This window comes from Thermogemmatispora aurantia, from assembly GCF_008974285.1.
GTDB lineage: Bacteria > Chloroflexota > Ktedonobacteria > Ktedonobacterales > Ktedonobacteraceae > Thermogemmatispora > Thermogemmatispora aurantia.
Genome location: NZ_BKZV01000005.1, coordinates 1 through 25,123, shown reverse-complemented (window position 1 = coordinate 25,123; position 25,123 = coordinate 1). Strand labels below are relative to the sequence as shown.

At 60.9% G+C, this 25,123-nt stretch carries 18 protein-coding genes, 1 tRNA gene and 1 rRNA gene; 7 read left to right on the top strand and 13 right to left on the bottom strand.

The genetic code is table 11. The features are described from left to right. Nucleotides 1-97 precede the first annotated feature (97 nt). The 10 genes from KTAU_RS15155 to purL all read right to left on the bottom strand — a co-directional run bounded on the left by KTAU_RS15155 (nt 98) and on the right by purL (nt 15,113). Complete coding sequence (locus tag KTAU_RS15155) at nt 98-1,306, bottom strand: glycosyltransferase family 2 protein (protein WP_151729183.1); 1,209 nt, start codon at nt 1,304-1,306, stop codon at nt 98-100. Nucleotides 1,307-1,452: 146 nt separating this feature from the next. Continuing rightward, nucleotides 1,453-3,051 (bottom strand): carotenoid biosynthesis protein, encoded by a 1,599-nt coding sequence (locus KTAU_RS15150; RefSeq protein ID WP_151729182.1) that lies wholly within the window; start codon nt 3,049-3,051, stop codon nt 1,453-1,455. A 200-nt stretch (nt 3,052-3,251) separates the two neighbouring features. After that, nucleotides 3,252-4,700: an ADP-ribosylglycohydrolase family protein gene (locus KTAU_RS15145; RefSeq protein ID WP_151729181.1), complete on the bottom strand. Its 1,449-nt coding sequence runs from the start codon at nt 4,698-4,700 to the stop codon at nt 3,252-3,254. 184 nt (nt 4,701-4,884) lie between these two features. Further along, entirely contained in the window at nt 4,885-5,598 is a 714-nt protein-coding gene (gene purN, locus KTAU_RS15140) for a phosphoribosylglycinamide formyltransferase (RefSeq protein ID WP_151729180.1), read from the bottom strand. Next, nucleotides 5,579-6,076: an AIR carboxylase family protein gene (locus tag KTAU_RS15135; protein WP_151729179.1), complete on the bottom strand. Its 498-nt coding sequence runs from the start codon at nt 6,074-6,076 to the stop codon at nt 5,579-5,581. The genes purN and KTAU_RS15135 overlap by 20 nt, the downstream gene beginning before the upstream one ends. A 92-nt stretch (nt 6,077-6,168) precedes the next feature. Beyond that, nucleotides 6,169-7,449 (bottom strand): phosphoribosylamine--glycine ligase, encoded by a 1,281-nt coding sequence (gene purD / locus KTAU_RS15130; protein ID WP_151729178.1) that lies wholly within the window; start codon nt 7,447-7,449, stop codon nt 6,169-6,171. A 134-nt stretch (nt 7,450-7,583) separates the two neighbouring features. Further along, nucleotides 7,584-9,140: an amidophosphoribosyltransferase gene (gene purF, locus KTAU_RS15125; RefSeq protein ID WP_151729177.1), complete on the bottom strand. Its 1,557-nt coding sequence runs from the start codon at nt 9,138-9,140 to the stop codon at nt 7,584-7,586. Nucleotides 9,141-9,214: 74 nt separating this feature from the next. After that, nucleotides 9,215-9,961 (bottom strand): phosphoribosylaminoimidazolesuccinocarboxamide synthase, encoded by a 747-nt coding sequence (locus tag KTAU_RS15120; RefSeq protein ID WP_170293392.1) that lies wholly within the window; start codon nt 9,959-9,961, stop codon nt 9,215-9,217. A gap of 110 nt (nt 9,962-10,071) precedes the next feature. Continuing rightward, nucleotides 10,072-12,069 carry a phosphoribosylformylglycinamidine cyclo-ligase gene (gene purM / locus KTAU_RS21815; RefSeq protein ID WP_151729175.1) on the bottom strand — a complete coding sequence of 666 codons (1,998 nt, stop codon included), beginning with the start codon at nt 12,067-12,069 and terminating at the stop codon, nt 10,072-10,074. Beyond that, nucleotides 12,066-15,113: a phosphoribosylformylglycinamidine synthase subunit PurL gene (purL, locus tag KTAU_RS15110; protein ID WP_228026489.1), complete on the bottom strand. Its 3,048-nt coding sequence runs from the start codon at nt 15,111-15,113 to the stop codon at nt 12,066-12,068. Before purL ends, purM begins: the two co-directional genes overlap by 4 nt. Nucleotides 15,114-15,429: 316 nt before the next feature. Between purL and KTAU_RS15105 the strand changes: the two genes are divergently transcribed. Beyond that, entirely contained in the window at nt 15,430-16,344 is a 915-nt protein-coding gene (locus tag KTAU_RS15105; protein WP_151729174.1) for a class I SAM-dependent methyltransferase, read from the top strand. 45 nt (nt 16,345-16,389) lie between these two features. Here the strand turns inward: KTAU_RS15105 and KTAU_RS15100 are convergent, their stop codons facing one another. Further along, on the bottom strand, nt 16,390-17,535 hold the full coding sequence (locus tag KTAU_RS15100; RefSeq protein WP_151729173.1) for a LacI family DNA-binding transcriptional regulator: 1,146 nt from the start codon (nt 17,533-17,535) through the stop codon (nt 16,390-16,392). 299 nt (nt 17,536-17,834) lie between these two features. On the opposite strand from KTAU_RS15100, the gene KTAU_RS15095 reads away from it, so the two are divergent. Next, nucleotides 17,835-21,353 (top strand): DNA polymerase III subunit alpha, encoded by a 3,519-nt coding sequence (locus KTAU_RS15095; protein WP_151729172.1) that lies wholly within the window; start codon nt 17,835-17,837, stop codon nt 21,351-21,353. A gap of 101 nt (nt 21,354-21,454) precedes the next feature. Then, nucleotides 21,455-21,528: transfer RNA gene (locus KTAU_RS15090), tRNA-Pro, on the top strand. Nucleotides 21,529-21,879: 351 nt separating this feature from the next. Here KTAU_RS15090 and KTAU_RS15085 read toward each other — a convergent pair. Together KTAU_RS15085 and KTAU_RS15080 are read right to left on the bottom strand one after the other, a co-directional pair. Then, entirely contained in the window at nt 21,880-22,431 is a 552-nt protein-coding gene (locus KTAU_RS15085) for an anti-sigma factor family protein (protein WP_151729171.1), read from the bottom strand. Further along, nucleotides 22,418-23,086, bottom strand: coding sequence for an RNA polymerase sigma factor (locus KTAU_RS15080; RefSeq protein ID WP_170293327.1), 669 nt, complete (start codon nt 23,084-23,086; stop codon nt 22,418-22,420). The genes KTAU_RS15085 and KTAU_RS15080 overlap by 14 nt, the downstream gene beginning before the upstream one ends. Before the next feature lie 137 nt (nt 23,087-23,223). On the opposite strand from KTAU_RS15080, the gene KTAU_RS15075 reads away from it, so the two are divergent. The 4 genes from KTAU_RS15075 to KTAU_RS15060 all read left to right on the top strand — a co-directional run. Continuing rightward, nucleotides 23,224-23,658: a DUF6249 domain-containing protein gene (locus KTAU_RS15075; RefSeq protein ID WP_151729169.1), complete on the top strand. Its 435-nt coding sequence runs from the start codon at nt 23,224-23,226 to the stop codon at nt 23,656-23,658. Nucleotides 23,659-23,818: 160 nt separating this feature from the next. After that, on the top strand, nt 23,819-24,310 hold the full coding sequence (locus KTAU_RS15070; RefSeq protein WP_151729168.1) for a beta-class carbonic anhydrase: 492 nt from the start codon (nt 23,819-23,821) through the stop codon (nt 24,308-24,310). A 68-nt stretch (nt 24,311-24,378) separates the two neighbouring features. Next, nucleotides 24,379-24,603 carry a hypothetical protein gene (locus tag KTAU_RS15065; protein WP_151729167.1) on the top strand — a complete coding sequence of 75 codons (225 nt, stop codon included), beginning with the start codon at nt 24,379-24,381 and terminating at the stop codon, nt 24,601-24,603. Between the two features lie 398 nt (nt 24,604-25,001). Continuing rightward, nucleotides 25,002-25,123 (top strand): 16S ribosomal RNA (locus KTAU_RS15060); the annotation flags it as partial.

Below are 25,123 nucleotides of genomic sequence, written 5' to 3'. Positions count from 1 at the left end.
TCGCCGTTGAAGGAGCAGCGCCTGCTGTCCACGGGCCTGTGCCACGGGCCTGCGCCACGGGCCTGCGCAGCGGAGCTGTGCTTATCCTAGAGCCGTCCTACAATAAAGGTAGCATATTGGTTCTCGTCAAGCGGGGAGCGCGGCGACCTTTCCAGTCGGCTCCCTGGCCGTTGATGGCCAGACGCATGGTATCCAGTAACAGAAAACCGAAAGCCGTGCTGGCGAAAGGCGCCAACAGCGCCCAGCGTGCTGGCAAGCCAAAAGCCTGACCGAAGCGACGCTTACTATCGACCTGCAAGCAGAGAGCCAGCAGAGCCAGCAGGGCCGAGAGGCGCTCCTGACGCAAGTGCCCAGGCCGCAGAGCTGCGCGCAAGGTCAGGAGGGGGGCCAGGCCGTAGTAGACCAGGAAGCTCCCACCGACGAGACTCAGCAGCGGATAGGGAGCCAGTTTTCCGTAGGCGCCCTTGCGCAGGCCGCGCCAGGCGCTGCGCCAGGTCGTCCACTGGACGTTTTTCACCAGGCCGCAGCCACCGACGATGTCCTCGCGCCACCCCTGACGCTTGAAGACCTGGGCGATGCCCATATCCTCGGTGAAGGAGGCGCGTACCTCGGGAGCTGAGAAGCCACCGGTGGCCTCGTAGGCCTCGCGCCGCACCAGGATATACTGACCGAAGGCAAAAGCCTGGCGCGGGCGGGCAGCGCTGCGAATCTCGCCGGGCGTGATCAGCACTGTCAGGAGCAGGCCCGTCATCGGCGTCAGCAGGCGGGCTGCCAGACCGATGATCTGCATTTCGGTGAACATCGAGAGCAGATCGAGGCGGTGGGCAATGGCATGGGCTACCATGCGGCGCAGGGTCTGAGGAGCGTGGCGCGTATCGGCATCGGTAAAGAGCAGCCACTCCCCGCTCGCCAGGGTGGCCCCGCTGTGCAGGGCGTGGGCCTTGCCGGCCCAACCAGCAGGCAGCTCTTCGATGCGCTGGACGCGCAGGCGTGGGTCGCGCTGCTGCCATGCCGCCAGGCGAGCGGGCGTGGCATCGGTTGAGCCGTCGTCGACCACAATGACCTCGAAGTCGGGATAGTCCTGGGCCAGCAGCGAAGCAAGACAGCCGTCGATATTCTCCTGCTCGTTGCGCACAGGCAGAATAATCGAGACCCGCGGGGCCGGCCTGGGCAGCCGTCGCGGAAGCGGTGTGGCCGTTTCACGGATGGCCTTCTGAATGCGGTAGTCCTGCCAGAGTCCCAGCAGCACACTGGCCCCGAGCAGGATGGTGCGTAGAGCGCTCAGGAAGCGCGTGACTTTCTGCATACCCTCTATGATTCCGCCTTTTACATACTGTAAGTAGCAAAGCAAGCGTGCTGTTTTCAAGCACAAGCAGGGCCCCAGAGAGCCGGGGCCCTGAGCAACGACAGGCGCTCAAGCCAACGTGGAAGGGCCGGCCAGTGCCGGCCAGACTAGACTGGCAGCGGGCTTTTCGTCTGTGGAGCAGAGGGAGGTGGCGAAGCGGCGGAGAGCCGCTGCACCTGCTCCTCGACGACGCGCCGCATCTGCTCAGCGGAAGCGAAATCTTTGCGGTAAAGCGGGGGGCCGAAGCGCACGGTCACCCGCCAACGTCGGCGTCGCCCGCCTTCAGAAGTGTAGGCCAGGCCGGCAGGCACAACCGCCACCTGGGTGCGGCCATCGCGCTCCGCCAGCTCGACCAGTTTGACGAAGCCGGGGCGGAAGGGCAGGAACTGCTGCAGGTCCGCTTTCGGCGAGGGATGCGGGTCAATATTGGGGTAAGCCTCTGGAAAGATCACCAGCACCTCGCCAGCGCGCAGCAGGCTGACAGCACGCGTGGCCATTTGCCGCAGGTAGCGCCGAACCTCGCGCGGGCTGTAGGCGCGGGATGTGTCGCCGGCCTGCTGCTCGCGGAACTGCTCGCTGCGCAACACGACAAGCCAGTCGACTAGCGAGCAGCCCAGCTCGATCGCGAAACGCAGGCGCTTCGAACGCAGCCAGTCGAGGGCTACCACCGTGTGCAGACGGCGCGGAATGGCTCGCAGCAGGGCGTAGCCATCGTAAAAGTAGTGGAAGTGGCGGGCAGCGATTAACACCGGCCCCTTGCGCGGTACCTGGTCCAGTCCCTCGACGCGGATGCGGACTGCCCAGTGCGAGATTGCGTGTGCGCCGGAGCGCATCAGCAACCAGGTCGACTGGCTTAAGGCCCGACGCCCAGGATGCTGGGGACGCGGGTGCGCTTCCTCGCGTGGAAAGACTACCAGCGACTCCGGTACCAGTACGAAGACCGCCGTCAAGAGCAAGGGCGACCAGAGGCCGCTGCCCAGGTTGAGGGCCATGATGAAGCCGGTGTTGGCGGTGTAGACGGCAAAGGGCAGCCAGATCGCCAGATGGTGCGCATCGAGGTTGGAGCGCCACAGCCAGCGACTGATAACCATCAGAAGCAGACAATTGCAGATCCACAGGAAGAGGTTGCCCACCGGCAGACCGTAGGCGCTGCTGTAGCTGTTCAGCAGGCCGGTGGAGGTGGAGAAATGGCCGCTCACCAGAACCGCGTTCAGCGCCAGATCCCAGACTGTCAGAAAGTAGGTGCCGAGCACCAGCGACCAGAGCGTCTGCCGCTCCAGACCGAGTCGGTCCGTCAGCTTGCTGGCCAACAGGTAGGATGTAAAGCCCATATAGAACCATGAGAGCGGGAGCGAGTAGGGGACGATGCCGGCCAGCTTCGGACCCGGGAAGGCGGAGAAGGTGGCGGTGCTCAGGGGAATACCAGTCAGACTGAGCAGGCTCACGATGATGGAAATCAGGACCGAGGCGGCGAAAAAGACCAGGGTGCGCCGCGCATCAATGCAGAGTAGACCGAAGAGCAGCATCGTGGCTGCTCCAAAGAGGATGTGCAGCGAGCCGGCCCAGTGCAGGGCGAACTGGAAGATGCGCACTCCGATGGGTGTGCTGTTCCACAGCTCAGGATGAGGCAGAATGATGAGAAGGCCACCCAGGGCGAAGACAAGCGCCGCCAGGTGGCAGATGAAGAGCAGTTTGACAACTCTCATTTGGCAAGGCTACCTCCACGAACAGGGACAGTCGGGCGGCATCCGGCGCGAACTCTTGTTTACATTCTATAACCTCTGAATGCTCCTCGACCAGTCCCAGTGCTCGCTTGCCTTTGCCCTTGCCATCACGCGCTCGCTAGCTCATGAGCGAGGCTGCGACCTACCGCTTCCTGCAACAGGAAGCCCCTGGACTGGACTGCTTACTCTTCTCGCTCTTGCAAGGCGCGGGCTACCTCGCCGGCAAGGCTTTCCGAGGGAGATTCGTGCCCTTTGACTCGTGAATGGAAAACGCAGGTCTGGCCACACTTGAACTGGACACGAATCAGGCGGGCCACATAGCCATCGCGGCGTAGAGGCTGTTCCTCTTGCGATTGGATGGCTCCCAGGCCGAGGGCTGGGTGGATCAAAGTATTACCGTCCTGGTATTCTTGGTGGAACATTTCGTGAAAGGCCATTTCCCAGGAGAGAATGCTGAAGTAGAAAGCTCGGCGGTCGCTGGCCTCCTCTGTCGGAGGTGGGGGGGTGAAAGAAGCAGCGGCGACCGCATGGAGCCGGCGAGCAATCGTCAGCAGAAAGTGGCGGTCCTGAACCTGATCCAGGAGGGCTGGCGGAATAGCCTGGAGGCCATGAAAAGCGCCCAGAAGGCTGCCGAGGAAGAGAGCGATCGTGTCGGTGTCGCTGCCAAAAGTATTGACAGCGACGATGAGGCCTTGCTGAGGGTGTTGGAGGTACCTCAGAAAGAGGTAGATGGCGACGCAGACGGTGGCAATCCCCGAGCTTTTCGTAGCGGGTTCGAGAGCGCCTACCAAGGTGTAATAGTCCTTCGGCTCTCGCGAGAGGAAGGCGGGAATTTGCTTCAGGTATTGCACAGCTTCCTGGAGCGTGCTACGGTAGAGCTGAGCAAAATTCAGCTCTTTATTCAAGAGACCGCGGTTCCAGGTGTTGATCCAGCGCTGCAGACGTTCGTCGCTTTGTATGACTTTGGGGACCTGGCGTAGACCATCGAGAATACACTCGATAAAGTGCGGAGGAGGTGGAGGCGCTGTCAGCGTGAGAGCGCAGTGAACAGCCAGACCGAAGAGGATCGTTCCCAAGATAGCGCGCGGATGACCGTGGGTAATAATGGCGTTGTAGAAGGAATCGCGAATAAGTGCTTGCTTGTCATGTACATTGACGAGAGCAATCGGGAGGTTGCGCATGGCAGCGCCATTGGCCCCTGCCTGACGATAGTCAAGATCGCCCTGCCGGTAAAAATTGTTGAGCCAGTCTGCTCTCTTCGCGAGTAGCTTACGGGCGGCGGTTTTGACTGTTCGACCGCCGCCGCGCTCGTACTGCAGCCACAGCGGCAGCTCCTTATAGGCGAAGCGCTCCGGCTCAAAGCGCCCCTCCTCATTGATGCAGCGGGCTACCGCCAGTGTCAACTGAGTATCGTCGGAGTACTCGCCAGGCAGAATCTCGTCTTCGTAGCCCCACCACCTTCCGCCAACGCGCTTTTTCCAATTGACAAAGATCTGATGAGGAAGCTGAAAGGGGAACTGACGGCTTCTTTCTGGAAGCAGGAACTCTGTCGGCCAACCGAGAGCATCGCCGGTTGCACCGCAAAGTAGTGCTCCCTGGAAGCGCTCGATCAGGGGTGGTATGCTGACCATCCTGCTCTCCTGCTCTTAAATGCCTGCCGGCGAGGTCCCGGCTACCTCCATTTTTCTCTTGCCACGCCATGAAAAAGGAAGCGGCGGTAAACTACGCCGCTTCCTGATCGTACAGTAGTCATCTCGCGAGGGGAAAAAGTGCACCCGACAGGCCACCCCTGCTCTCAAGAGGCGGGAGTGGTCGCTAACGCTGCGGGAGCAGCTCGCGTGCCCGCCAGCGCTCGATGGCCTCGATGACCAGCGAGTGCTCGACTGCCTTGACGCGCTCGTGCAGCGTCTCCTCGCTGTCGCCTTCCTGAATGGGGACCTCGGCCCGGCAGAGCACCGGCCCGGCATCGACCGCCGGCGTCACATAGTGCACAGTACTCCCCGTCAGTTTGACCCCGGCCTCTAACGCCTGACGGACAGCGTGCAGGCCGCGGAAGGCGGGGATATGGCTGCCGTCGCTGGCGATATACACGTTAGCGCTGGGATCATCGGGCAAAAGCGCCGGATGGAGATTGATCACCCGCCGCGGGAAGCGGGCCAGAAAGTCTGCGCTCAGGATGCGCATCCAGCCCGCCAGCACGACCAGATCGACGCGGAACAGCTCCAGCAAGGCCGCAAGGCGCTGCTCGCTCTCCTCACGCCCACGCCACGGCAGATAGATCGCCGGCAGGTGATGCTTGAGGGCGCGCTGTAGACCCAGCGCTCCAGCTACATTGCTCACGACCAGGGCAATCTCAGCCGCTCGCAGCCGCCCATTCTCGCAGGCATCGATGATGGCCTGGAGATTGGTCCCGCTGCCGGAGATGAGCACCCCCAGGCGCAGGTGAGGCAACGTCTGGGCTTCCCCGCTTGCTGCGGCCTCGCGGCTGTCACGCACGTTCACCTCAGCGCTAGGCACTGGCTCCACCATGACCGCGCACCTCTGCATCGGCGCGCTCCAGCTCGGCAGCAAAGCGCTCGCGATAGGTTGCCAGACGCTGGGCCAGCTCCTGATCAAAGAGCGCCAGCATCTTGGCAGCTAGCAAGGCCGCGCCATCCGGCTCCAGAATCGTCGGCGAGGCGATGCCCGACGGCAAGCGCAACGACGACAGGACATCCATCCCCGCGAAGCGATCGCTATAGGGCGGGCAGGCAATCACTGGAAAACGGGTGTTGGCATCGACCACGGCAGACAGGGCGTTGGAGCGCCCGGCAATGGTAATATAGACGATGGGGTCGCTGCTTCCCTCGTAGCTCTCCAAGATCTCCAGCAGGCGGCGAGTAGCCTTGTGAGCTGAACAGACGCGCAGCTCATAAGGAAGGTTCAGCTCCTGCAACGTCTTGACAATGCTCTCCGCATGGCCACGATCGCCTTTGCTCCCCATGATGATCACAACTTTCGCTGCCATAATGACCGGATAATCTCCTTTTCTACTGAGAGAGTCAAATCAGGCAAGAAGACCTTCAGAAGCCGTATCTGTGAGCCAGGCGCGCGCTGGTCTCAGCCAGTCTGGGACTGCAGCGCGCGCAGGCCGCGTTTGGCGATATCGCGGCGGTAGTGCATGCCTTCGAAGTGGATCAGGCGGGCCGCTTCGTACGCACGCTCCACCGCCTCCGCAAGCGTAGTGCCGTAGGCGGCCACGCTCAGAACGCGCCCACCCGCCGTCACCAGCTTGCCATCGTGCAGAGCGGTGCCGGCATGGAAGACCTGCACCTGCTCCAGTCGTCTCGCTTCAGCCAGGCCCTCAATGGGCAGACCCGTGCGGTAGCTCCCGGGATAGCCACCCGAAGCCAGGGTCAAGCTGACCGCGTAGCCTGGATGCCACAGCGAGGCGCTCGCCAGGCGCTCAGGCGCTTGCAGCAGATCGAGCAGATCGGCTGCCAGCAAGAGCATCATGGCCTGCGTCTCGGGGTCGCCGAAGCGTGTATTATGCTCCAGCACCATCGGTCCGCGCTCGGTCAGCATAATATTCGAATAGAGGACACCCGAGAAGGCGATGCCACGCTCCTGCAGCGCACGCAGCGTCGCCGCGATAATGCGCTCGTGCACGACTCGCTCGGTCTCAGCGCTCACAAAGGGCAACGGGGCATAGGCTCCCATGCCGCCCGTATTGAGGCCCTCATCGTTATCCAGGGCACGCTTATGATCCTGTGTCAGCACCAGCGGCACGAAGCTGGTCCCATTGCAGAGCGCCGTCGAACCGATCTCATCTCCCTGCAAATAGTCCTCGATGACCACCACCTCGCCAGCGCCGCCGAAGATCCGCTCGACCATCATCTGCCGCACCGCTGTCCGAGCGGTCTCCAGATCCAGAGCTACAATGGCCCCCTTGCCGGCAGCATTGCCGTCGGCCTTGACAACTACGGGAGCGCCGTGCTCCTCCAGGTAAGCGAAAGCGGCGGTGGGATCGCGAAAGGTCCGGTGCTGGGCCGTCGGAATGCCCGCCGTCTCCATCAGCTCTTTGGCGAAGGCCTTGCTACCCTCCAGCATGGCGCCGGCCTGCGTCGGCCCAAAGATCGGCAGGCCCCGGGCCCGGAAGACGTCGACGAGACCTGCAATTAAGGGCGCCTCGGGACCAACCACCGTCAGCTCGATCGCCTGCCGCTCGGTAAAATCGGCCAGGCGCTCCAGCTCGTTCAAGCCAATAGGCACGCACTCCGCCAGCGCGGCCATGCCGGGATTCCCTGGAGCGGCCCAGAGCTGCGAGACACGTCGGCTCTGGGCCAGCTTCCAAAGCAGCGCATGCTCGCGTGCGCCCGAACCAATTACCAGTACACGCATAATCGCTAGCTCCTCCTTATACCCCTCTTCACTCCTCACACCTGGCTCTGCGGGGTCTCGCCTCAAGCACTGAATGATCAGCTCGCACTCTTACTCATCCTTTGATCGATCGGACGCTTGCCTGTCGACTGGTCTCACGAGGGCGAGGGCTGGCGCATGAGCGGCAGAGGAGACGACTCGTCGGCGGCCACGACGGGATCAAAGGGCCAGCCCTGACGACGCATGCAGCCGTAGCAAAACTCGCGATGTAGCAGCTCCTCATAGAAGGCGGTCGTTTCGCTCTCCTCAACTGGCTCCGCGCCGCGCTCTCCCGGCTGTGCCGCTGTCGGGGCCGTTCGCCCGCTCACGCGGCGGACCGAAGCAATGGCGCGCCCCAGACCGGCGATACTGAGGTAACCCAGGCTGTCAACGCCGATATAATCAGCCACCTCCTGAATGCTGCGACCAGCCGCAACCAGTTCGCCCTCGTGAGGGATATCAATGCCGAAGTAGCAGGGATGGCGCAGCGGCGGCGCACTTGACCGCAGATGGATCTCGCGCACTCCCTGATGGCGCAGGGCCGCCACCAGGCGCTTCATCGTGTTGCCGCGCACAATCGAATCGTCGACAATCACCAGGCGCTGGCCCTCCACCTTGGGACGGACAAAGTTGAATTTGAGATCGACCTCCATCTGGCGCAGGCGCTGGTCGGGCTTAATAAAGGTGCGGTCGCTATAGCGGTTCTTAATAATCGCCTGGCCGTAGGGAATACCCGAAGCGGCAGCATAGCCCAAAGCTGCCGGAATTGACGAATCGGGAACTGGCACCACCAGATCAGCCTCCACTGGGTGCTCGCGGGCCAGCTCGCGGCCCAAAGCCTCGCGGACCAGGTAGACGTAGCGATTGTTCACGTAGCTGGTGGCATCCGAAAAATAGATATACTCGAAGACGCAGAGCGTCTGGCGCGGGGCCTGAACCAGAATCTCGGAGTGCAAGCCTTGCTCATCGATCGTGATCAGCTCGCCTGGCTCGACGTTGCGCACAAAGGTGGCCCCAATGCGATCGAAAGCGCAGGACTCCGAGGCAGCGATCCAGATGGCGCCGATGCGTCCCAGACAGAGCGGACGCATGCCCCAGGGATCGCGCACTGCATAGAGCTTGCCCTCGGCCAGGATCACCAGGCTGTAAGCACCCTTCAACAGAGGAAAAGCTGTCAGCATGCGCTCGCGCAGCGTGGCGCCCTCCGCCAGCAAGAGCAAGAGAGCGATGGCCTCACTGTCCGTTGTCGAAGAGAGCAGATGCTGTGGCAGGCGCGCGCGCAGGGCCGGGCCATTGACCAGGTTGCCATTGTGGGCCACCGCAATCGCCCCAGGGTGGGCACCATCCGGGTCCTCGCCATTCTCGCCAACCACGAACGGGCCTGCGTTCTCTACGCAGCTAGAGCCGGTTGTAGAATAGCGTACGTGGCCAATGCCGCAGTGCGTAGCTGGCAGGCCCTGACCCATATCCGTAAAGACCTCGCGCACCTTGCCCATGCCCACGCGATGGGCGATGCGGCCCCGCCGATCGTAGACCGCCATGCCCGCGCTCTCCTGGCCGCGGTGCTGCAAAGCCGTCAGAGCCAGCGTCAGATACTGACGCACATCGATACTCTCATCTCCCGGCCTGGCATAGATCCCAACAATACCGCAGGCATCGCGCAGTCGCTCCATGGCTTTCTTCCTGCATCTCCTTCAAGACGCTGCGGGCGGTGCAGAACGTCTACTGCACCGCCCTACAGCTAAGATCAAATGCGCAGTTTCCCAGTCAAATCGGCCACCAGAGCATAGCGATCGGCGATTCCCTGCAGATCCTGCTCGGTGACCTCCTTGAGATTGCGGTAGACCTGCTTGTCGAGCATGCGATTCTTATCGCCGCCGGGCCAGAGTCGCCAGCTATCGTTGTCGATCACATCGGCCACCAGCAGCTTCCCCTCGCTGTCGCGCCCGAACTCGATTTTCAGATCGACCAGGGTCACATCCACGCTCGCCCAGGCTCGTTCGAGAGTCTCGAAAACGCGGCGCCCCTGCTCGGCCATCCAGGCGATTTCCTCGGCAGTGGCCAGGCCCATCTTGATGATATCCTCATCCCAGATCTGAGGATCGTGGCGGGCATCGTCCTTCAGGAAGGTCTCGATGACCAGCGGGTCAAAGCGTGTTCCCTCGCTGATCTCGGGATGACGCTTCAGATAGGAGCCGGTGGCGATGCGGCGCTGCACATGCTCGATAGGAACCATCTGGCAGCGCTTCACCAGGAGGGTGGTATCGTTGATCTGGCGCACGAAGTGGGTAGGGATGCCCTCCGCGTTCAGCAGACGGAAGACATTGGCTGTTGTGATGGTGCTCCAGCGCCCCTTGCCAGCTAGCTCGTCGCGACGTGCCCCATCGCCTGCGGTGATCTGGTCCTTGCTGACCATATAGACCAGATTGGGGTCCTCGGGGTGGGCATAGATCCGCTTGGTCTTGCCCTCAGCCAGCAGAGGCCCAAAGGTCACCTGCTCCTCATTCCCTGCACTCATGCTAGTACCTGCTCCTCTCTTTCTCTATCTTGTGCTCTTGATGCTAGCAGTAGTTGAATCTTCCTGATCAGGCGAACGTCCTGCTCTCAGGAAGACGCCTCTCCGGTTAGAACAACCCCCTCGCCCTCACGAATTGCGCCGATTGGCGCCAGCTCTGGCACCAGGCGCAGGGCCTGGTCCGCCTGGTCCTCGGCGACCACCAGCACCATGCCGATGCCCATATTGAAGGTACGGTACATCTCGGCAGCGCTGATCTGGCCCAGGCGAGCGATCAGCGTAAAGAGGGGGGGGACTGTCCAGGCCGCGGTCTCGATGACCGCCTGCGTACCTGGTGGCAGAATGCGTACGACGTTGCCCTGGAAACCGCCGCCAGTAATATGCGCCAGGCCCTTCAGGGCTGGGCCCAGCCCGACGCGCAGACGCATAATCTCCGGCAGATAGCAGCGGTGGGGACGCAGCAGAGCCTCGCCCAGCGGCTCCCCCAGCTCAGGAAAGACTGTTTCCAGGGGATAAGCGGCAAAGACGCGCCGCGCCAGCGAATAGCCATTCGTATGCAGGCCGCTGGAAGGCAGTCCGAGCAGGACGTCGCCGGCGCGAATCGTCGCCGGATCGATGCGCTCCGTCGCCTCGACCACTCCGACCAGTGTCCCAGCCAGATCAAAGCTACCGGGCACATACACATCGCGCATCTCAGCGGTCTCGCCTCCCAGCAGGGCGCAATCGACCTCTTGACAGGCCCGGGCCACGCTCGCCACAATTGTCGCCGCCTGCTCAGGATCAAGCCGGCCCGTAGCCAGATAGTCCATGAAGAAGAGCGGCTTTGCTCCCTGGGTCAGCAAATCATTGACGCAGTGGTTGACCAGATCGTAGCCAATCGTCGAAAAGCGGTCCATCTGGACCGCCAGCAAGGTTTTCGTGCCCACGCCATCGGTGGTAGCCACGAGCACTGGCTCGCGCATCTCCTTCAGGGCTTCGGCCCGCAAGGCAGCCGCAAAGGCTCCCACACCGGCCAGCACGGAGGGACTATGAGTAGCGCGCACCGCTGCCTTCATCAGCTCAACGGCATGTTCACCCGCCTCAATATTGACCCCACTTGTTGCATACGAGAGAGAGGTTGGCGCCGGCTCACGTCTGACGGCGGCCACCGCTGCGGTGCGTCCCCGCTCTCCGCTCGTTGAAGCTGACATCGTCGCAGACGGGCGCAGGCGTCCAGGCTGCCTGCGGTCCTCACCCTCACTATCCAGGCGCGCCGTCCAGATGCGCCGCCTGCTGTTCTCAGCGCTACCTTCACTGTCTTCGGCAGGAACCACTGGCGGCTCTATGCCCAGCAGCTGACAGACGTAGGCAAAGGCATTCTGGAAAAGCAAGAGACCATCAGCTGGGCTGCGCTGCTGTGGATGCTGCAGCGCGCGCACATAGCGCTCGGGATGGGGCATCAGGCCCAGCACATTCCCCGCCGGATTGCAGACGCCGGCCACGTTCGCCTGGGAACCGTTAGGGTTAGCCGGATAGCCAGCGCCATCGTAGAGGAGCGCAATCTGCTCGTGCTGGCGCAGCTCCTCTAGCTGCTCTGCGCTGGCTACCACGAAGCGCCCCTCGCCATGCGCGACAGGCAGCTCCAGCGGGCGATAAATGCCACGCGTAAAGATACAGCGGTTACTTTCCGTCACCAGCGAGATCCAGCGGCATTCAAAGCGTCCCGAACTATTGAAGGTCAAGCTGGCCGTCTGGCGGAGATTCCTCCAGTCAGTATGTGGCAGCAAGCCGGCGCGCACCAGCACCTGAAAACCATTGCAGATGCCAAGCAGCGGGCGGCCTTCCTCCACAAAGCGCTGCAACTGCCACCCCAAATGCACCGTCAGATTCCTGGCCAGTAACGTCCCGGCTCCCAGATCATCGCCATATGAGAAGCCACCGGGCAATACCAGGAAATGGTAGCTCAGCAAGCGCTCTGGCTCGCGCAGCAGCGCATTGATATGGACCAGCTCCGTCTCGAAGCCGGCCAGGCGACAGGCGTAAGCCGTCTCGCGTTCACAGTTAATGCCCGGCGCTCGCAGCACCAAAGCGCGCGGCACAACGCTCATGGCAACTCTCCCTTCCAGGCAGCCTGCAGCTCAGCGATCGAAAGATCGATCAGCGTCTCCGCCCCGTGTTTGATCACAAAACGCCCGCTGGCTGTCACATGGCCGAGAGCCGCCAGCGCTATCACTCCCCCAGCTCGCATATGGGCCTCAAAGGCCTCGCGCTGGCCGGGAGCCACCTCAACCAGGAAGCGCGACGGACTTTCACTAAAGAGCAGCGCGGCAGGACGGAATCCCTCGGCCAGCTCCTCCAAACCGGTCGCCGGCTGACGTGTCAGATCGAGACTCAGGCCGAGCAGGCCAGCTAGGGCCATCTCCGCTGCCGCTACTGCCAGTCCTCCTTCCGAAAGATCGTGACAGGACTGCACCAAGCCGCGGCGAATGGCCTCCCCGAGGACCTTCATCGTCGTTCGCGCCTGCTCAAGCTTCACCTGTGGCAGGGCCGTTATTGGCAACAGCTCCGTGCCCACCACCTCGGCATAATGGGAGGCCGCCAGCTCATTGCCTGTCAGACCTACCACATAAAGCAGATTGCCCGCCGCCTTCAGGGCCATGTCGACCGTACGAGAGGCATCCTCAATCACTCCCAGCGCTGAAATCAGCAGCGTGGGGATCACCGGCAGACGGCGCTCTCCAAAGCGATACTCATTATTCAGGCTATCCTTGCCAGAAATGAAGGGAGTGCCAAAGCCCACAGCAGCATCATAGCAGCCGCGCACTGCCCGCACCAGCATCCCCAGCTGCTCAGGATCAGCAGGATTGCCCCAGCAGAAGTTGTCCAGCAGCGCCGCCCGCTCGATATCGCCGCCCAGGGCCGTCAGATTGCGCAGAGCCTCATCCACCGCATTGAGGGCCATATGATAAGGATCGATCTTGCCGTACAGTGGATTAATCCCATTCGTCAGCACCACCCCGGCGCGCGGCATGCTCAGGTCCTCTAGCAGCGGCTGCAAGACCGCCCCATCGCCGGGACCATTGCCGGCGCGTCCCACCAGTGGCTTGCGCACTGTTGCCCCCTGCACTTCATGGTCGTAGCGTCGCACCACGCCCTCTTTCGAGCCAATCGTCGGGTGGCGCAGCAGCGTCAACAGAGCATCAGCCGCATCGGGCAAAGCCTCCGGAGAGGCTGTCGCCGATCCGACCGTCAGCGGGCGCTGTTGCCAAACAGCTTCCAGTGTGCGCTGAGGACGGCCCTCGTGCAAGAAAGCCATCTCCAGGTTGGCCACCACCTCCTCTCCCCAGGTCACCGTCAGCCGTCCATCGGCAGTAAACTCGCCCAGGACCGTTGCCTCCACCTCCTCCAGCGCGCACAACGCCAGCAGCTCATCGAGGCAGGCCGGCGGCACAGCCAGCACCATGCGCTCCTGCGCCTCCGAGAGCCAGACCTCCCAGGGAGCCAGCCCCTGATACTTCAACGGTGCCCGTGCCAGGTCCACCCGCACCCCTGTCTGGGCCCCCATCTCACCGATCGCTGACGAGAAGCCACCCGCCCCGCAATCGGTGATGGCATGATAGAGACGGCGCTCACGGGCCTGCAGAACCACATCGGTCACCTTCTTCTCCGTAATCGGCGCCCCGATCTGCACCGCACTACCAGCCACCGCCTGCGTCTCGCTACTCATCTCGCCCGAAGAGAAGGTTGCACCGTGAATCCCATCGCGTCCTGTACGACCACCGAGGACCACCACCAGATCGCCTGGCTCCACGTGCCGGGGATGACTCCCGTGAGGCAGCAAGCCCAGACAGCCACAGAAGACCAGCGGATTGCACAGATACTCGCGGTGGTAGAGCACCGCCCCGTTGACCGTCGGAATGCCCATCTTATTGCCGTAGTCGCGCACCCCGTTCACCACCCCCGAAGCCACGCGCCGCGGCGCCAACACACCCGGGGGGAGCTCCTCCACCGGCGTATCGGGCGGCCCGAAGCAGAGCACATCAGTACAGGCGATAGGGCGAGCCGAAACCCCCAACACATCGCGGATCACGCCGCCGACCCCCGTATTGGCCCCACCGAACGGCTCAATCGCCGACGGATGATTATGCGTCTCCACCTTGAAAGCCAGATCGTAGCCATCCGTAAACTGCACCAGCCCCGCATTATCGCTGAAAGCTGAGACCACCCAGGGGCGAGCCAGTTCACTGGTCGCCTGCATGATGAAAGAGCGCAGCAAGCCAGGAATTGTCTCCTCGACCGCGGTCTCCCCAGCGGAAGTCAGCTCACGATAAACAACCGTGGCCTTAAACGTCTTATGAGAACAATGCTCCGACCAGGTCTGCGCCAGCGTCTCCAGCTCCACATCGGTCGGAGCGCGCCCCTGCCGGCGGAAATAGTCCTGGATCGCCTGCATCTCCTCCACTGTTAGCGCCAGCATTCTCTCTCTGCTCAAACTGCTCAGTTCTTCAACGTTCATGTCAGCGAGGGCCAGGCGAGCAACGAGGGGAGAGGAGGAAGGGGAGGGAGCAGGACCAGCTAATGACCAACGAGGCGCTGAACATCCGGAACTGCCAGCAGCTCGCTCGCCCTCTGCCGGCGACAAGCGATAGAACTGGATCACCGGGTTATAGAGTAGAGCCTCAGCAATGGCTTGCACCTCCTGCCGGCTCAGGCGCTCATCCAGAAAATAACGCCGGCCCGTAGCAACTCGTTCCAGGCCGGCGATTCCAAGTAACGAAGCGGCAAGTAAGACGCTCTCCGCCAGGGTATCAGTGACACCTGGAAGAAAAAATACGTCTATGATATGACCAGTAGCCCCAGAGGAAGAGCGCCCGGTAGAGGGCAACAAAGAGAAGGTCTGAGTGACAGGATCAGTCAGCAGCTCGCGGGCGAGGCGTGTAATATCCTCCGGCGAGCAAGCTCCACTGAGAGAATAGAGCTGAGCAGTGCGGAGAAAAAGGGGAGGGAGACTCTCACCGAGGGCGGCCAGTGCGGGCAGCCTGGCACGCGAGAGAAAAGACAGCTCACGGGCAAGCTGTTGGGCCGGAATGTCATACTGCGGCGAGGTTGCCCGTACCTCAATATGGTAGTCGGTCACGGTGCTTCTACCCACACTTCGTCCCGTCCAGGGGACAGATTGCTGTTTCCATTGAATGGAACAGTCTCATTGTAGCACTTTCGGGTAATCCCTGGCAAGGCTATGGAGGGGGAGCCTGCTATGCTTTCTACAGACCAGAATCGGCAGAGTCTCGGTGACCGATAACTGCTATCTTGCAGTACAATATCTTGATGCAGAATAACCTTTCAGCTTATACTACTATGCAGTAAAACTCTGCTTTAAGAAAAAGACTATTTTCTCGTGAAGTCGGGGCAGATATCAATCCTACCCCGTAGGACTGGCGTTTGAGGTGAATGAAGGAGTACATTTCATGGTGGCTTCCCAGAATCACATCCTGAGAGGCTGCGGCTACGTACTGGATGCGGAGAACGCAGCAGAGACGGCGCGCCTCATGTTGCGTGACAGGCTGGTCAATGAGGTCATGGGGGGAGTTCTGCCGGAAGGAGTCGAGGGCCGGCGCTTAGAAAGCATGCTGGATCTGGCGTGTGGACCTGGGGGCTGGGTACTGGAAACGGCCCAGTGCTATCCGTGGGCGCGAGTCACGGGCATAGACATCAGCGAGACACTCATCCAGTATGCGCGGGCCCAGGCCCAGGTTCAGGGGCTGAGGAACGCATGCTTTGAGGTCATGGATCTCCTAGAGCCATTCCCGTTGCCCGGCGACAGCTTTGACCTCGTCAATGCCCGTGACCTGACAGGCCTCCTCACGCCTGCCACCTGGCCGCGAGTCGTGCATGAGGCTTTACGTGTCTGTCGACCTGGGGGCATCCTGCGGCTCACCGAATTTGAGCGACCGCTAAGCAACGGCGCGGCCTTTACGCAGCTCCAGGAGTTGACCAGGCGTGCCTTTCAACGCACGGGGCGCAGTTTCTCGCCGCCCAGCCATCATCTCGGCATCCTGCCGCGGCTTGCTTCCCTCCTGCGCGACGCCGGCTGTTACCAGATTCAGCAGCGGGCCTATGTCCTGGACTTCTCCGCTGGCAGCGAAGCCCATGAAGCCCTCTGTCGCGGCTATGAAGTCGAGCTGTTGCTGATCCGCCCCTTCCTCCTGGAAGCGGGAGTTACCACACCGGCTGAATTTGACGACCTCTATCGCCGTGCCCTCGTGGAGATGTTCAACGAAGAGTTCGCCGGTCTCTGTTACATTCTGAGCGCCTGGGGCAAGAAAGTCTGCCCTGATCCTGGCCTCAACGGGAGAGAGGCGCCGGTATCCTGGTCCGCTTGATCTGGCTGCTGCGCCAGTAGCGAGATCGCCAAGACATCGCTGTGGCTACAGGCGGGCATAGCAAGGAGGAGGAGCCGTTGTAGCCCGCACCACCAGCGTCGTCGCCAGGCGGAGGCGCACCGGTTCTGCGCTCTCAATCGTAGCGGTCATCGCTGTCTGCGATTGCAGCTGCGACGAGCCGGCGAAACGTGCCAACAGCGGCGAAGGGCACAGCCGCGCAGCACCAGGGCGATCAGGGGTCTCTAACAGGGATAACAGCAGCTCTAGTGCGCACCGGCCCATCTCTGTGAGCGGCTGGCGCACGGTTGTCAAAGGCGGGCGCATATGGCCAGATGAGGAGATGTCATCGAAGCCAACCAGCGAGACATCTTCGGGAATACGCAGGCCAAACTCCTCGGCTGCTCCCATGACGCCGTAGGCTGTCAGATCGCTGGCAGCAAAGATCGCCGTTGGGCGGCTACGCTCCGGCATCGCAAAGAACTGGCAGGCGCAGGCCCGGCCTCCTGGGGGCATAAAATCGCCTTGCAGGATCAGCGACGGGTCCAGAGGGATGCCGTAGTCCTGGAGAGCATCGCAATATCCCTGGAAACGCTCGCGTGAAACCTGATACTTGAGCGGCCCCTGGATATGAGCAATGCGCCGATGCCCTAGCTCAAGCAGGTGACGTGTTGCCGCATAGGCGCCGGCGCGATTATCCGCCGTGATCCACGGAAGCTGCTCGGGCGGCAGGCCCTGATCATCGAGCAAAACCACAGGCAGGCCCTGCCGCTGCAGTGCAGGCAGGTAACGTGCTGACTGACCCGGGAAAATCGCCAGCAGCCCGGCGATCAAGCGATTCGCCAGAATGCGGTTAATGACATCACTGCGGTCACGCTCATGGTTGCTGGTCTTGATGCTGTAGAGCACCAGCTCATAGCTGGTCTCCTCAACGACCTCGGCGATGCCCCGCATGATGTCAGGGATCAGCGGCCAGGTAAGGGCCGGCACCAGGACGCCGATCAGGTGGCCCTTGCCAGCGGCTAGGCCCGAGGCGGCCACGCTCGGCACAAAATTGTGTTCTTCCATGATGCGCAAGATGCGCTCGCGCGTCACCGGATCAACGTCCGGCTTGTGATTGAGCACCCGCGAGACCGTGGCCTTGGAGACACCAGCCAGGCGGGCGATATCGCTGATCGTCATGCGCGTGCTCATGCTCCTGCCTCACTGCGTCTTGCATGCAGCCTCTGCTATGCTGTCGCCTTCTATACGTTACCGGTTACGATACCGGTATCGTAACCGGTTACAAGGTAAAGTGTAATAGCGAATGCTTGCTATGTCAAGGGGACAAGACCGTAGTCGGCAGGCAGCAAGTAGAGGGCGGGGGAGGAATTACTCCCGCAACAGGTGCAGGCGGGACGCAGGTCATAGGCCGATGGTCACATTGACAGCGCAGATGGCGCCTTCTATCCTGAAGTACTGGAAATTCTTACGGCGGAGGCAGATATTCAGTCATGGCTCCTGACTTTGCCCATCTGCATGTTCATACGGAGTACTCCCTACTTGATGGCCTCAGCCGCATCAACGCCCTGGTCAAGCGTACAAAAGAGCTAGGCATGAAGCATCTGGCCATTACCGATCACGGCGTCATGTACGGGGCCATCGAGTTCTATAAAGCCTGCAAAAATGAAGGTATTCATCCTGTTATCGGTGTCGAAGCCTATCTGACTGAAGATCTTCATGATCGCACCAAACGCTATAAAGAGGACTATAACCATTTATTGCTTTTAGCGAAGAACTATACAGGCTATCGCAATTTAATGAAGCTGACGACCATTGCCAACACCGAGGGGGTGCACCTTAACAAGCCGCGCATCGACCGCCGCTGTCTGGAGCAGTATGGCGAGGGGCTGATTGCCACCTCCTCCTGTCTGGGGGGCGAGATTCCGCAGCTCTTGATCCATGACAAGATCGATGAGGCGCGCAAGATCATTCGCTGGTACCAAGATGTCTTTGGCCCGGAGAACTTTTATTTCGAGATCCAGGAGCATAGTGGCTATCCCGAGCAGGAGATCGTCAATAAGCGCCTCTACGAGCTGCATCGGGAGCTGGGTGTGCCCCTGATCGCCACCAACGACCTGCACTATGTCACTGCGGAAGATGCTCATACCCACGAGGTACTCCTTTGTGTCCAGACTCAGAGCCAGCTCAGCGATCCGCGGCGCTTCAAATTCGAAAGCCATGAATTCTACTTACGCAGTCCCGAGGAGATGCTGCGGCTCTTCCCTGACCTGCCGGAAGCATTGCTGAATACGGTGCGCCTCGCCGAATCCTGCGAAGTTGATCCGCTGGCCTATAAAGCCTCGCTGCCCGCCTATACCATTCCCCCTGAGTTTCCCTCGCAGGAAGCCTACCTCTATCATCTCTGCCTGGAGGGGGTCAAAGAGCGCTTCGGCGAGATGACTGAGCGCATCAAGCAGCAACTTGACTATGAGTTCAACCTGATTGTACAGAAAGGCTTTGTTCCTTATTTCCTCATCGAATGGGACTTCGTGAACTACGCGCGCCAGCACGGCATTCGTTGTTCGGCGCGTGGCTCGGCAGCGGGCAGCCTTCTGGCCTACGTGCTCGGCATCACGAATGTTGATCCGCTGCGCTACCAGTTGCTCTTCGAGCGCTTCCTGAACCCTGAGCGCTCGGATATGCCCGATATTGATATGGACTTTCCCGATGACCGGCGTGCAGAGGTCATCGACTATGTAGCGCGCAAGTATGGACACGAGTGCGTTGCCCAGATGGTCACCTTCATGACCATGGCCGCCAAAAACTCGGTGCGTGACGTAGCGCGCGTCATGGGGCAGCAGGAGCTGGGTGACCGCATTGCACGTCTGATCCCGACAGGACCCAAGGTCACATTGCGCAGTGCCGTTGACAGCGTTCGCGAACTGCGCGCCCTCTACGACCAGAGTCCGACGGCGCGCGAGCTGATCGATCAGGCGATGGCCCTCGAAGGCTCGGTCCGCGGCACCGGTGTCCATGCTGCTGGCGTTATCATCGCCAACGAGCCACTGGAACACTTTGTACCGTTGCAGGCCATTAACCCGAAAGATCTCTCGCAGGGCTGGAAGACCCAATACGAGCAGGCCCATCTAGAGGAGCTGGGCCTGATCAAATTCGACTTCCTGGGCCTCTCTAACCTGACCATACTCGACAACACCCTCAAGTTCATCAAGCAATCGCGCGGCGAGGAGATTATCCTGGAGCAGCTGCCGCTTGATCCGCTACCCGAGAGCGACGAGCGCAGCCGTGAGCTGAACGAGAAGCGTGCCCGCGCCTTCGCCTTGCTCGCCGAAGGCGAGACCACTGGCATCTTCCAGCTTGAGGGTGCCAAGATGCGCGAATACATCAAGCAGCTCAAGCCGACCTGCATCGAAGACATCACCGCCATGGTGGCCCTCTATCGTCCCGGGCCAATGGACAGCATCCCGGACTTTATCGCCGCCAAGCATGGCAAGAAACAGGTCAGCTACCTTGATCCGCGCCTCAAGGAGTGGCTGGAAGAGTCCTACGGAGTGATTGTCTATCAGGACCAGGTGTTGCAGATCGCCGTCCATCTGGCTGGCTTCTCATGGGGCAAAGTCAATAAATTCCGCAAAGCCCTCAGCAAGAAGAAGATGGACGAGGTCGAGAGCTACAAAGGTGACTTCATCGAGGGCTGTCTCAAGAATGGCATGAAGCGCGAGGTGGCCGAGCAGCTCTTTGAGCTGATCCTGCCCTTCGGTGGCTACGGTTTCAACAAAGCCCACGCCGCCAGCTACGCCGTCGTAGCCTACTATACCGCCTATCTCAAGGCCAACTATCCCGCTGAGTTTATGGCGGCCACCATGACAACGGAGGCAGCCGATGCCAAGAAGATCGCCAATGCCGTGGCCGAATGCAAGCGCCTCGGCGTCCCTGTCTGGGGACCGGATGTCAATGCCAGCCAGAAGGGTTTTACCGTCGAAAACGGCGGTGTCCGCTTTGGCCTGCTGGCGATCAAAGGTATCGGTGAAGGCCCCATCGAAGAAATCTTGAAGGCCCGTGCCGAGGGTGGCCCCTTCCGCGATCTGGCCGACTTCTGCATTCGCGTCGACCCGCGTACGGTGACCCGCGCCGTGATCGAAACACTGATCAAAGCCGGCGCGATGGATAGCCTGGGCGATGGTAAGCGTCATCAGCTTCTGGAAGCCGTCGAGCGGGCCATGCAGATCGGCAAGAGCGAGCGCACCGCTCGTGAAAAGGGATTGATCAGCCTCTTTGGCGAAAGCCTGAGCGTCGAGCAAAGCTTCGCCTTCCGCCTCAATCCTGACACACCCGAGATCCCGCGAAAGCAGTTGCTCAACTGGGAGAAGGAATTGCTGGGCGCCTACATCTCCCGCCATCCCCTCGCCTATATCAGCGATCTGCTGAGCAAGCGCACCACCCATACGACTGGCCAGCTCAGCGAAGAATTGGAGAACCAGGAAGTGACGCTCGGCGGCACCATTCTGGAGGCACGGCGTATTACCACTAAGAAGGGCGAGACCATGTGCGTGGCGAAGCTAGAGGACCTGACAGGGACGGTCGAGGTCACGGTCTTCCCGCGTGTCTACGAACGCACCGCTGATCGCTGGGTTGAGGAGGCAGTCGTCCTGGTGCGGGGAAAGGTGCAGATGCGTCGCGATGAGCCGACGCTGATCTGCGATGAGATCGAACCGTTGCAGGCTGCCGAGGAGGAGCTGAACCGCCGCCGTCATCAGGTCTGCCTGCGCTTCCGCACCGGCGGCGAGAGCGAGCGTGCTATCTCTGACGACCTCATCAAACTGCAGGATCTCTACCGCTACATCCAGGAGCGGCCCGGACGCGACCGCTACGAACTGATCATCGAGAATGGCCATTGGCGTGTGCGCCTGCGTCCACGCGATAACACGATGCATTATTCGCCAGAGCTGCATGCAAAACTTGAGGAACTGCTCGGGCGCGAGGCCATTACAGTCCAGGCGCTCGATGCCTGACCGGACAGCGCCATCGGCCCTGAGCGAGGAGGCACTACCGGGCGAGCGGACCAGGGCTTGACAAAGGAAAAGCCATTCTGCTATACTGCAGTTGTCAAAGGCGGGGCGTAGCGCAGCCCGGTAGCGCACCACAATGGGGTTGTGGTGGTCGGAGGTTCAAATCCTCTCGCCCCGACCTGTCGAGGCACTGGTGGAAAAACCAGTGCCTCTTTTCTTCTTGCGCTGTGTAAGAGAAAGGGCTGGCTAACAGAGCCGGGCCAGGCAGCGCGATCGAGACGGCATATTGCGACCGGCGCGCTGCGTAGGAAGATCAGGAAGAGCCACCCGCAGCAACGCAATCAGGACGGGCGCTGCAACGATCCAAGCCAGGTGGCAAGTGAGCGTCCAAGCTCAGAAGCGGGAGGCACACACCTCGCTAAAGCCGCGCTGACCTCGGGTGATCCATTACCTTCGCTGGTGGAAAAGAGGGAGAGAGAAGCCAGTGGCCTCTGGATCTGCCGGGCAACTGGATGCGCTGCAGTGTAGCTTAGTGCAGGACAGGCAAGCGCTCCCAGACGGCCCGCAGCCAGCGTGAACGCATTTCCTCCCCGGCTACCAGCAGCGTGATGCAGATGCCGATCAACGTGCCCATTATCCAGCAGATCAGCATCAGGGTCGTCGCATCCATCGTTTGCAACAGGTGGGTAGCGGAGGCCAGAAGGCCGAACAGTGGACCACCCTCCAGGGGAAGGAGGCGAAGGACAGCTGGCTGAGTCAACAGGCTGCCCAGGGAGGCAACCGTTGCCAGCAGAGCGGCGGCCAGCAACTCGCCCGGGGAAGGACGCAACTGGGCCAAGATCGAGGCGGGCTGCTGCTGGGGAGTTCGAGCGACACGCTCCATAATACGCAGGGAGAGATCCTCTGGCTCGGTGATCAGCTGAAGGCTCTCTAGGTGGTGCACTACCTCCTCAAGCAACTCTAGCTCAGCACGGCAGCGGGCGCAGCGCGCCAGATGGCGCTCCAGCGCCTGCAAGCGCTCACCAGGCAAGCGCCCATCGAGATAGAGCTGGAGCTGGGAGACAGCCTCACTGCAGCGCATTCGTCACCTCCGCTTTCTGGGAATCTGCCTGGCGCTGGGCCTGTAGACGCTCCTTGAGCAGATTGCGGGCCCGGAAGAGGTGAGTTTTAATGGTACCAATCGGCATCATCAGAATCTCCGCCATCTCCTCATAGGTCATTTCCTGCAGGTGTCGCAGTACCAGAACAATGCGGTACTTTGTGGGTAACGCCTCCAGTTGTTCACGGACCAGAGCCTGGCGATCACGAGCTTCGAGGGTAGACTCGGCCTGGCATCGTTGGCCGCCGGCTTCATCCAGGAGCTGCTGTTCCTGCATGGCGTTCTGGAGAGCCTTATCGCGTCTGCGCTGTTCAAGCTGGCGCAGGCAACAATTATAGGCGATGCGATAGAGCCAGGTAGGGAAACGGGCCTCGCCGCGAAAGGTTGGTAGACCCTGCCAGGCGGCCAGGAAAGCCTCCTGTGTAATCTCGCAAGCCTCCTCGTAGTCCTGCAGCATGCGCAGAATCATATTAAAGACGCGTCGCTGGTAGCGCTGGACGAGCAAAGCGAAAGCCTCGCGGTCCCCATGCTGACTGGCTCTGACGAGCTGAGCGTCATCCTGCTCCAGGCGAGCGCGAGCAGCGCCGGAGAGGGGGAGATTCAGGCTGCGAGCGGAATGCAGCAGATCCTCGTTCATAGGTTGTGCATCAAGCCTGGTACGACTGGAGAGCGAAGCTCGGCCAGGAACGAAACAAATTCGTAGTGCAGGAACCTTTCTCAACCGACTTATCTTATATATTATACACGCGAGGCAACAGTAACGAGGTCGGATGCATGTCATCGAATGTCCTGGCGGCCCTTTTGGGCTGGCTCCTGGCCCTGGTCATCTTTTGTGGCTTTATCGTCCTGCTACGCTACCTTGACCATCGAGAGCGCATGGCGCTGATTGCCCGCGGTCTAGACCTGGAGAGCCTGCAGAGGCGTAGCCACAACCGGCGAACTTTGCGAGCGGGACTGATTACTATGATGGTCGGGCTAGCCTTAACCTTTGGTCTCTATCCCCTGGGTTTCATGCTTCCACCAACTCTGAGAGCAGCCCCTTTTCATCTCGGCCCCTGGCTGCTGCCGGGCCTGATCCCCTTGGGAGTGGGAGCTGCCCTGGTAGTCAGCTACTATCTTGAGCAGGATGGACAGCCCCCGCGCGATCGCCAGCGATCGTCTCCGCCCTTCACACCACCGCTCGAAAGCAGCCAGTCAGAGCCTGACTGAAAAAGAGGTCAATGGCCAGCTACGCCAAGCGTGCGCCATTGACCTCCTTTATCCTCCTTTTGGATCTGTCTCTTGACAGTCGCCTCTCGCCGGTCTATACTCAGACCAAGTTATTTTAGTAGATCAACTAAGTCAACAATAGTCACTAGAGGAGGTGGCCATGTCGCTTATCGAGGAGCTGCTAGCGGTCAACGAGCGTTATGCTGCCACCTTTCAGAAAGGGGAGCTGCCGCTGCCGCCGGCTAAAAAGTTAGCGATTGTCACCTGTATGGATGCGCGAATTGATCCGGCGCGTATCCTGGGATTAGAGGAAGGCGATGCCCATGTCATTCGCAACGCTGGGGGACGCACGGCGGAGGCCCTGCGCTCACTCATCATCTCTCAGCAGCTACTAGGGACCAGGACCATCATGGTCATTCACCACACCGACTGTGGCATGCTCACCTTCGAGAACGCTGATCTGCAACGGCGCCTGCGAGAGCAGTTCGGCGTGGACGCCTCGGCGATCGACTTTCTGCCATTTAAGGATCTGGAGCAGTCAGTGCGCGATGACATCGCCCTGCTCCGCTCTTCTCCTTTCCTGCTGAAAGAAAGTGAGATTGTTGGATTCATCTACGATGTCCATAGTGGGAGACTCTTGCCCGTCCACTAGCAAGCCCGCCTCGCCCGAGCGGCGGACCAATAGAGAGAACGACGAGGAGGAGGAACAAGCAGAGCGGTATGGAGCGCGATAGTCTGGTGCTGGGATCGCTCATCTTTCGAACCAGCCGCGAAGGATTGATCGTTGAAATCGCTGGACGGCGCTATGTGCTTGATCGCCAACATAGTCGGCAATTGCACCAGTTTCTCCATAGCTATCAGGGTGAGCAACGGCAGGATTCAGAAAGCGCGGGGCGAGAGCATCACCTTCCCCTCTGGGTCTATGCGATGCATGAGCTGGGATAAGTCTCAAGCAGCAGGAAACTTCCGCCGCGCTCGGCAGGAGCTACGGCCTCCCCCGCTCCCAGCAGGTATCCTGAGCAGGCTCTGGCTTTCGCAGGCAGCGTGCTTACCCAGCAGGGGATGACCTTCTGATTTTTTCCCAAATTCCTCGCCTCACCCCCTTGACAGCCGCGCCAAACAGTGCTATCATCTCCACTGCACTCGGGAACGCAGAAACAATACCAAACCTGCCCCGGGTGCTCACTGGATCACATGGCCGTAGTGCCAGGTGCACCTGAACAACTGAAGAGTGATAAGGCTTTGAGTTGAGTGACGACCGGAAACCTGGGTTTACAGGCGGCTAGCCTTTACCAGAATGCCAATGAGAGTCTCCAGGTGAGGAGACTTTCAGATAGATTTTCTGGATGGCGAGTTTGATCCTGGCTCAGGACGAACGCTGGCGGCGTGCCTAACACATGCAAGTCGAACGCCCTCTCCGCGAGGGGAGGGAGTGGCGGACGGGTGAGGAACACGTGGGTGACCT

Excerpts from the sequence above, each read along its gene's own strand:
- KTAU_RS15080 (WP_170293327.1), bottom strand. The coding sequence starts at position 23,086 with ATGAACGAGGATCTGCTGCATTCCGCTCGCAGCCTGAATCTCCCCCTC.
- KTAU_RS15085 (WP_151729171.1), bottom strand. The coding sequence starts at position 22,431 with ATGCGCTGCAGTGAGGCTGTCTCCCAGCTCCAGCTCTATCTCGATGGG.
- KTAU_RS15145 (WP_151729181.1), bottom strand. The coding sequence starts at position 4,700 with ATGGTCAGCATACCACCCCTGATCGAGCGCTTCCAGGGAGCACTACTT.
- KTAU_RS15065 (WP_151729167.1), top strand. The coding sequence starts at position 24,379 with ATGGAGCGCGATAGTCTGGTGCTGGGATCGCTCATCTTTCGAACCAGC.
- purM (WP_151729175.1), bottom strand. The coding sequence starts at position 12,069 with ATGAGCGTTGTGCCGCGCGCTTTGGTGCTGCGAGCGCCGGGCATTAAC.
- KTAU_RS15155 (WP_151729183.1), bottom strand. The coding sequence starts at position 1,306 with ATGCAGAAAGTCACGCGCTTCCTGAGCGCTCTACGCACCATCCTGCTC.
- purN (WP_151729180.1), bottom strand. The coding sequence starts at position 5,598 with ATGGTGGAGCCAGTGCCTAGCGCTGAGGTGAACGTGCGTGACAGCCGC.
- purF (WP_151729177.1), bottom strand. The coding sequence starts at position 9,140 with ATGGAGCGACTGCGCGATGCCTGCGGTATTGTTGGGATCTATGCCAGG.
- KTAU_RS15075 (WP_151729169.1), top strand. The coding sequence starts at position 23,224 with ATGTCATCGAATGTCCTGGCGGCCCTTTTGGGCTGGCTCCTGGCCCTG.
- KTAU_RS15150 (WP_151729182.1), bottom strand. The coding sequence starts at position 3,051 with ATGAGAGTTGTCAAACTGCTCTTCATCTGCCACCTGGCGGCGCTTGTC.
- KTAU_RS15100 (WP_151729173.1), bottom strand. The coding sequence starts at position 17,535 with ATGAGCACGCGCATGACGATCAGCGATATCGCCCGCCTGGCTGGTGTC.
- KTAU_RS15105 (WP_151729174.1), top strand. The coding sequence starts at position 15,430 with ATGGTGGCTTCCCAGAATCACATCCTGAGAGGCTGCGGCTACGTACTG.
- KTAU_RS15095 (WP_151729172.1), top strand. The coding sequence starts at position 17,835 with ATGGCTCCTGACTTTGCCCATCTGCATGTTCATACGGAGTACTCCCTA.
- KTAU_RS15070 (WP_151729168.1), top strand. The coding sequence starts at position 23,819 with ATGTCGCTTATCGAGGAGCTGCTAGCGGTCAACGAGCGTTATGCTGCC.
- KTAU_RS15135 (WP_151729179.1), bottom strand. The coding sequence starts at position 6,076 with ATGGCAGCGAAAGTTGTGATCATCATGGGGAGCAAAGGCGATCGTGGC.
- purD (WP_151729178.1), bottom strand. The coding sequence starts at position 7,449 with ATGCGTGTACTGGTAATTGGTTCGGGCGCACGCGAGCATGCGCTGCTT.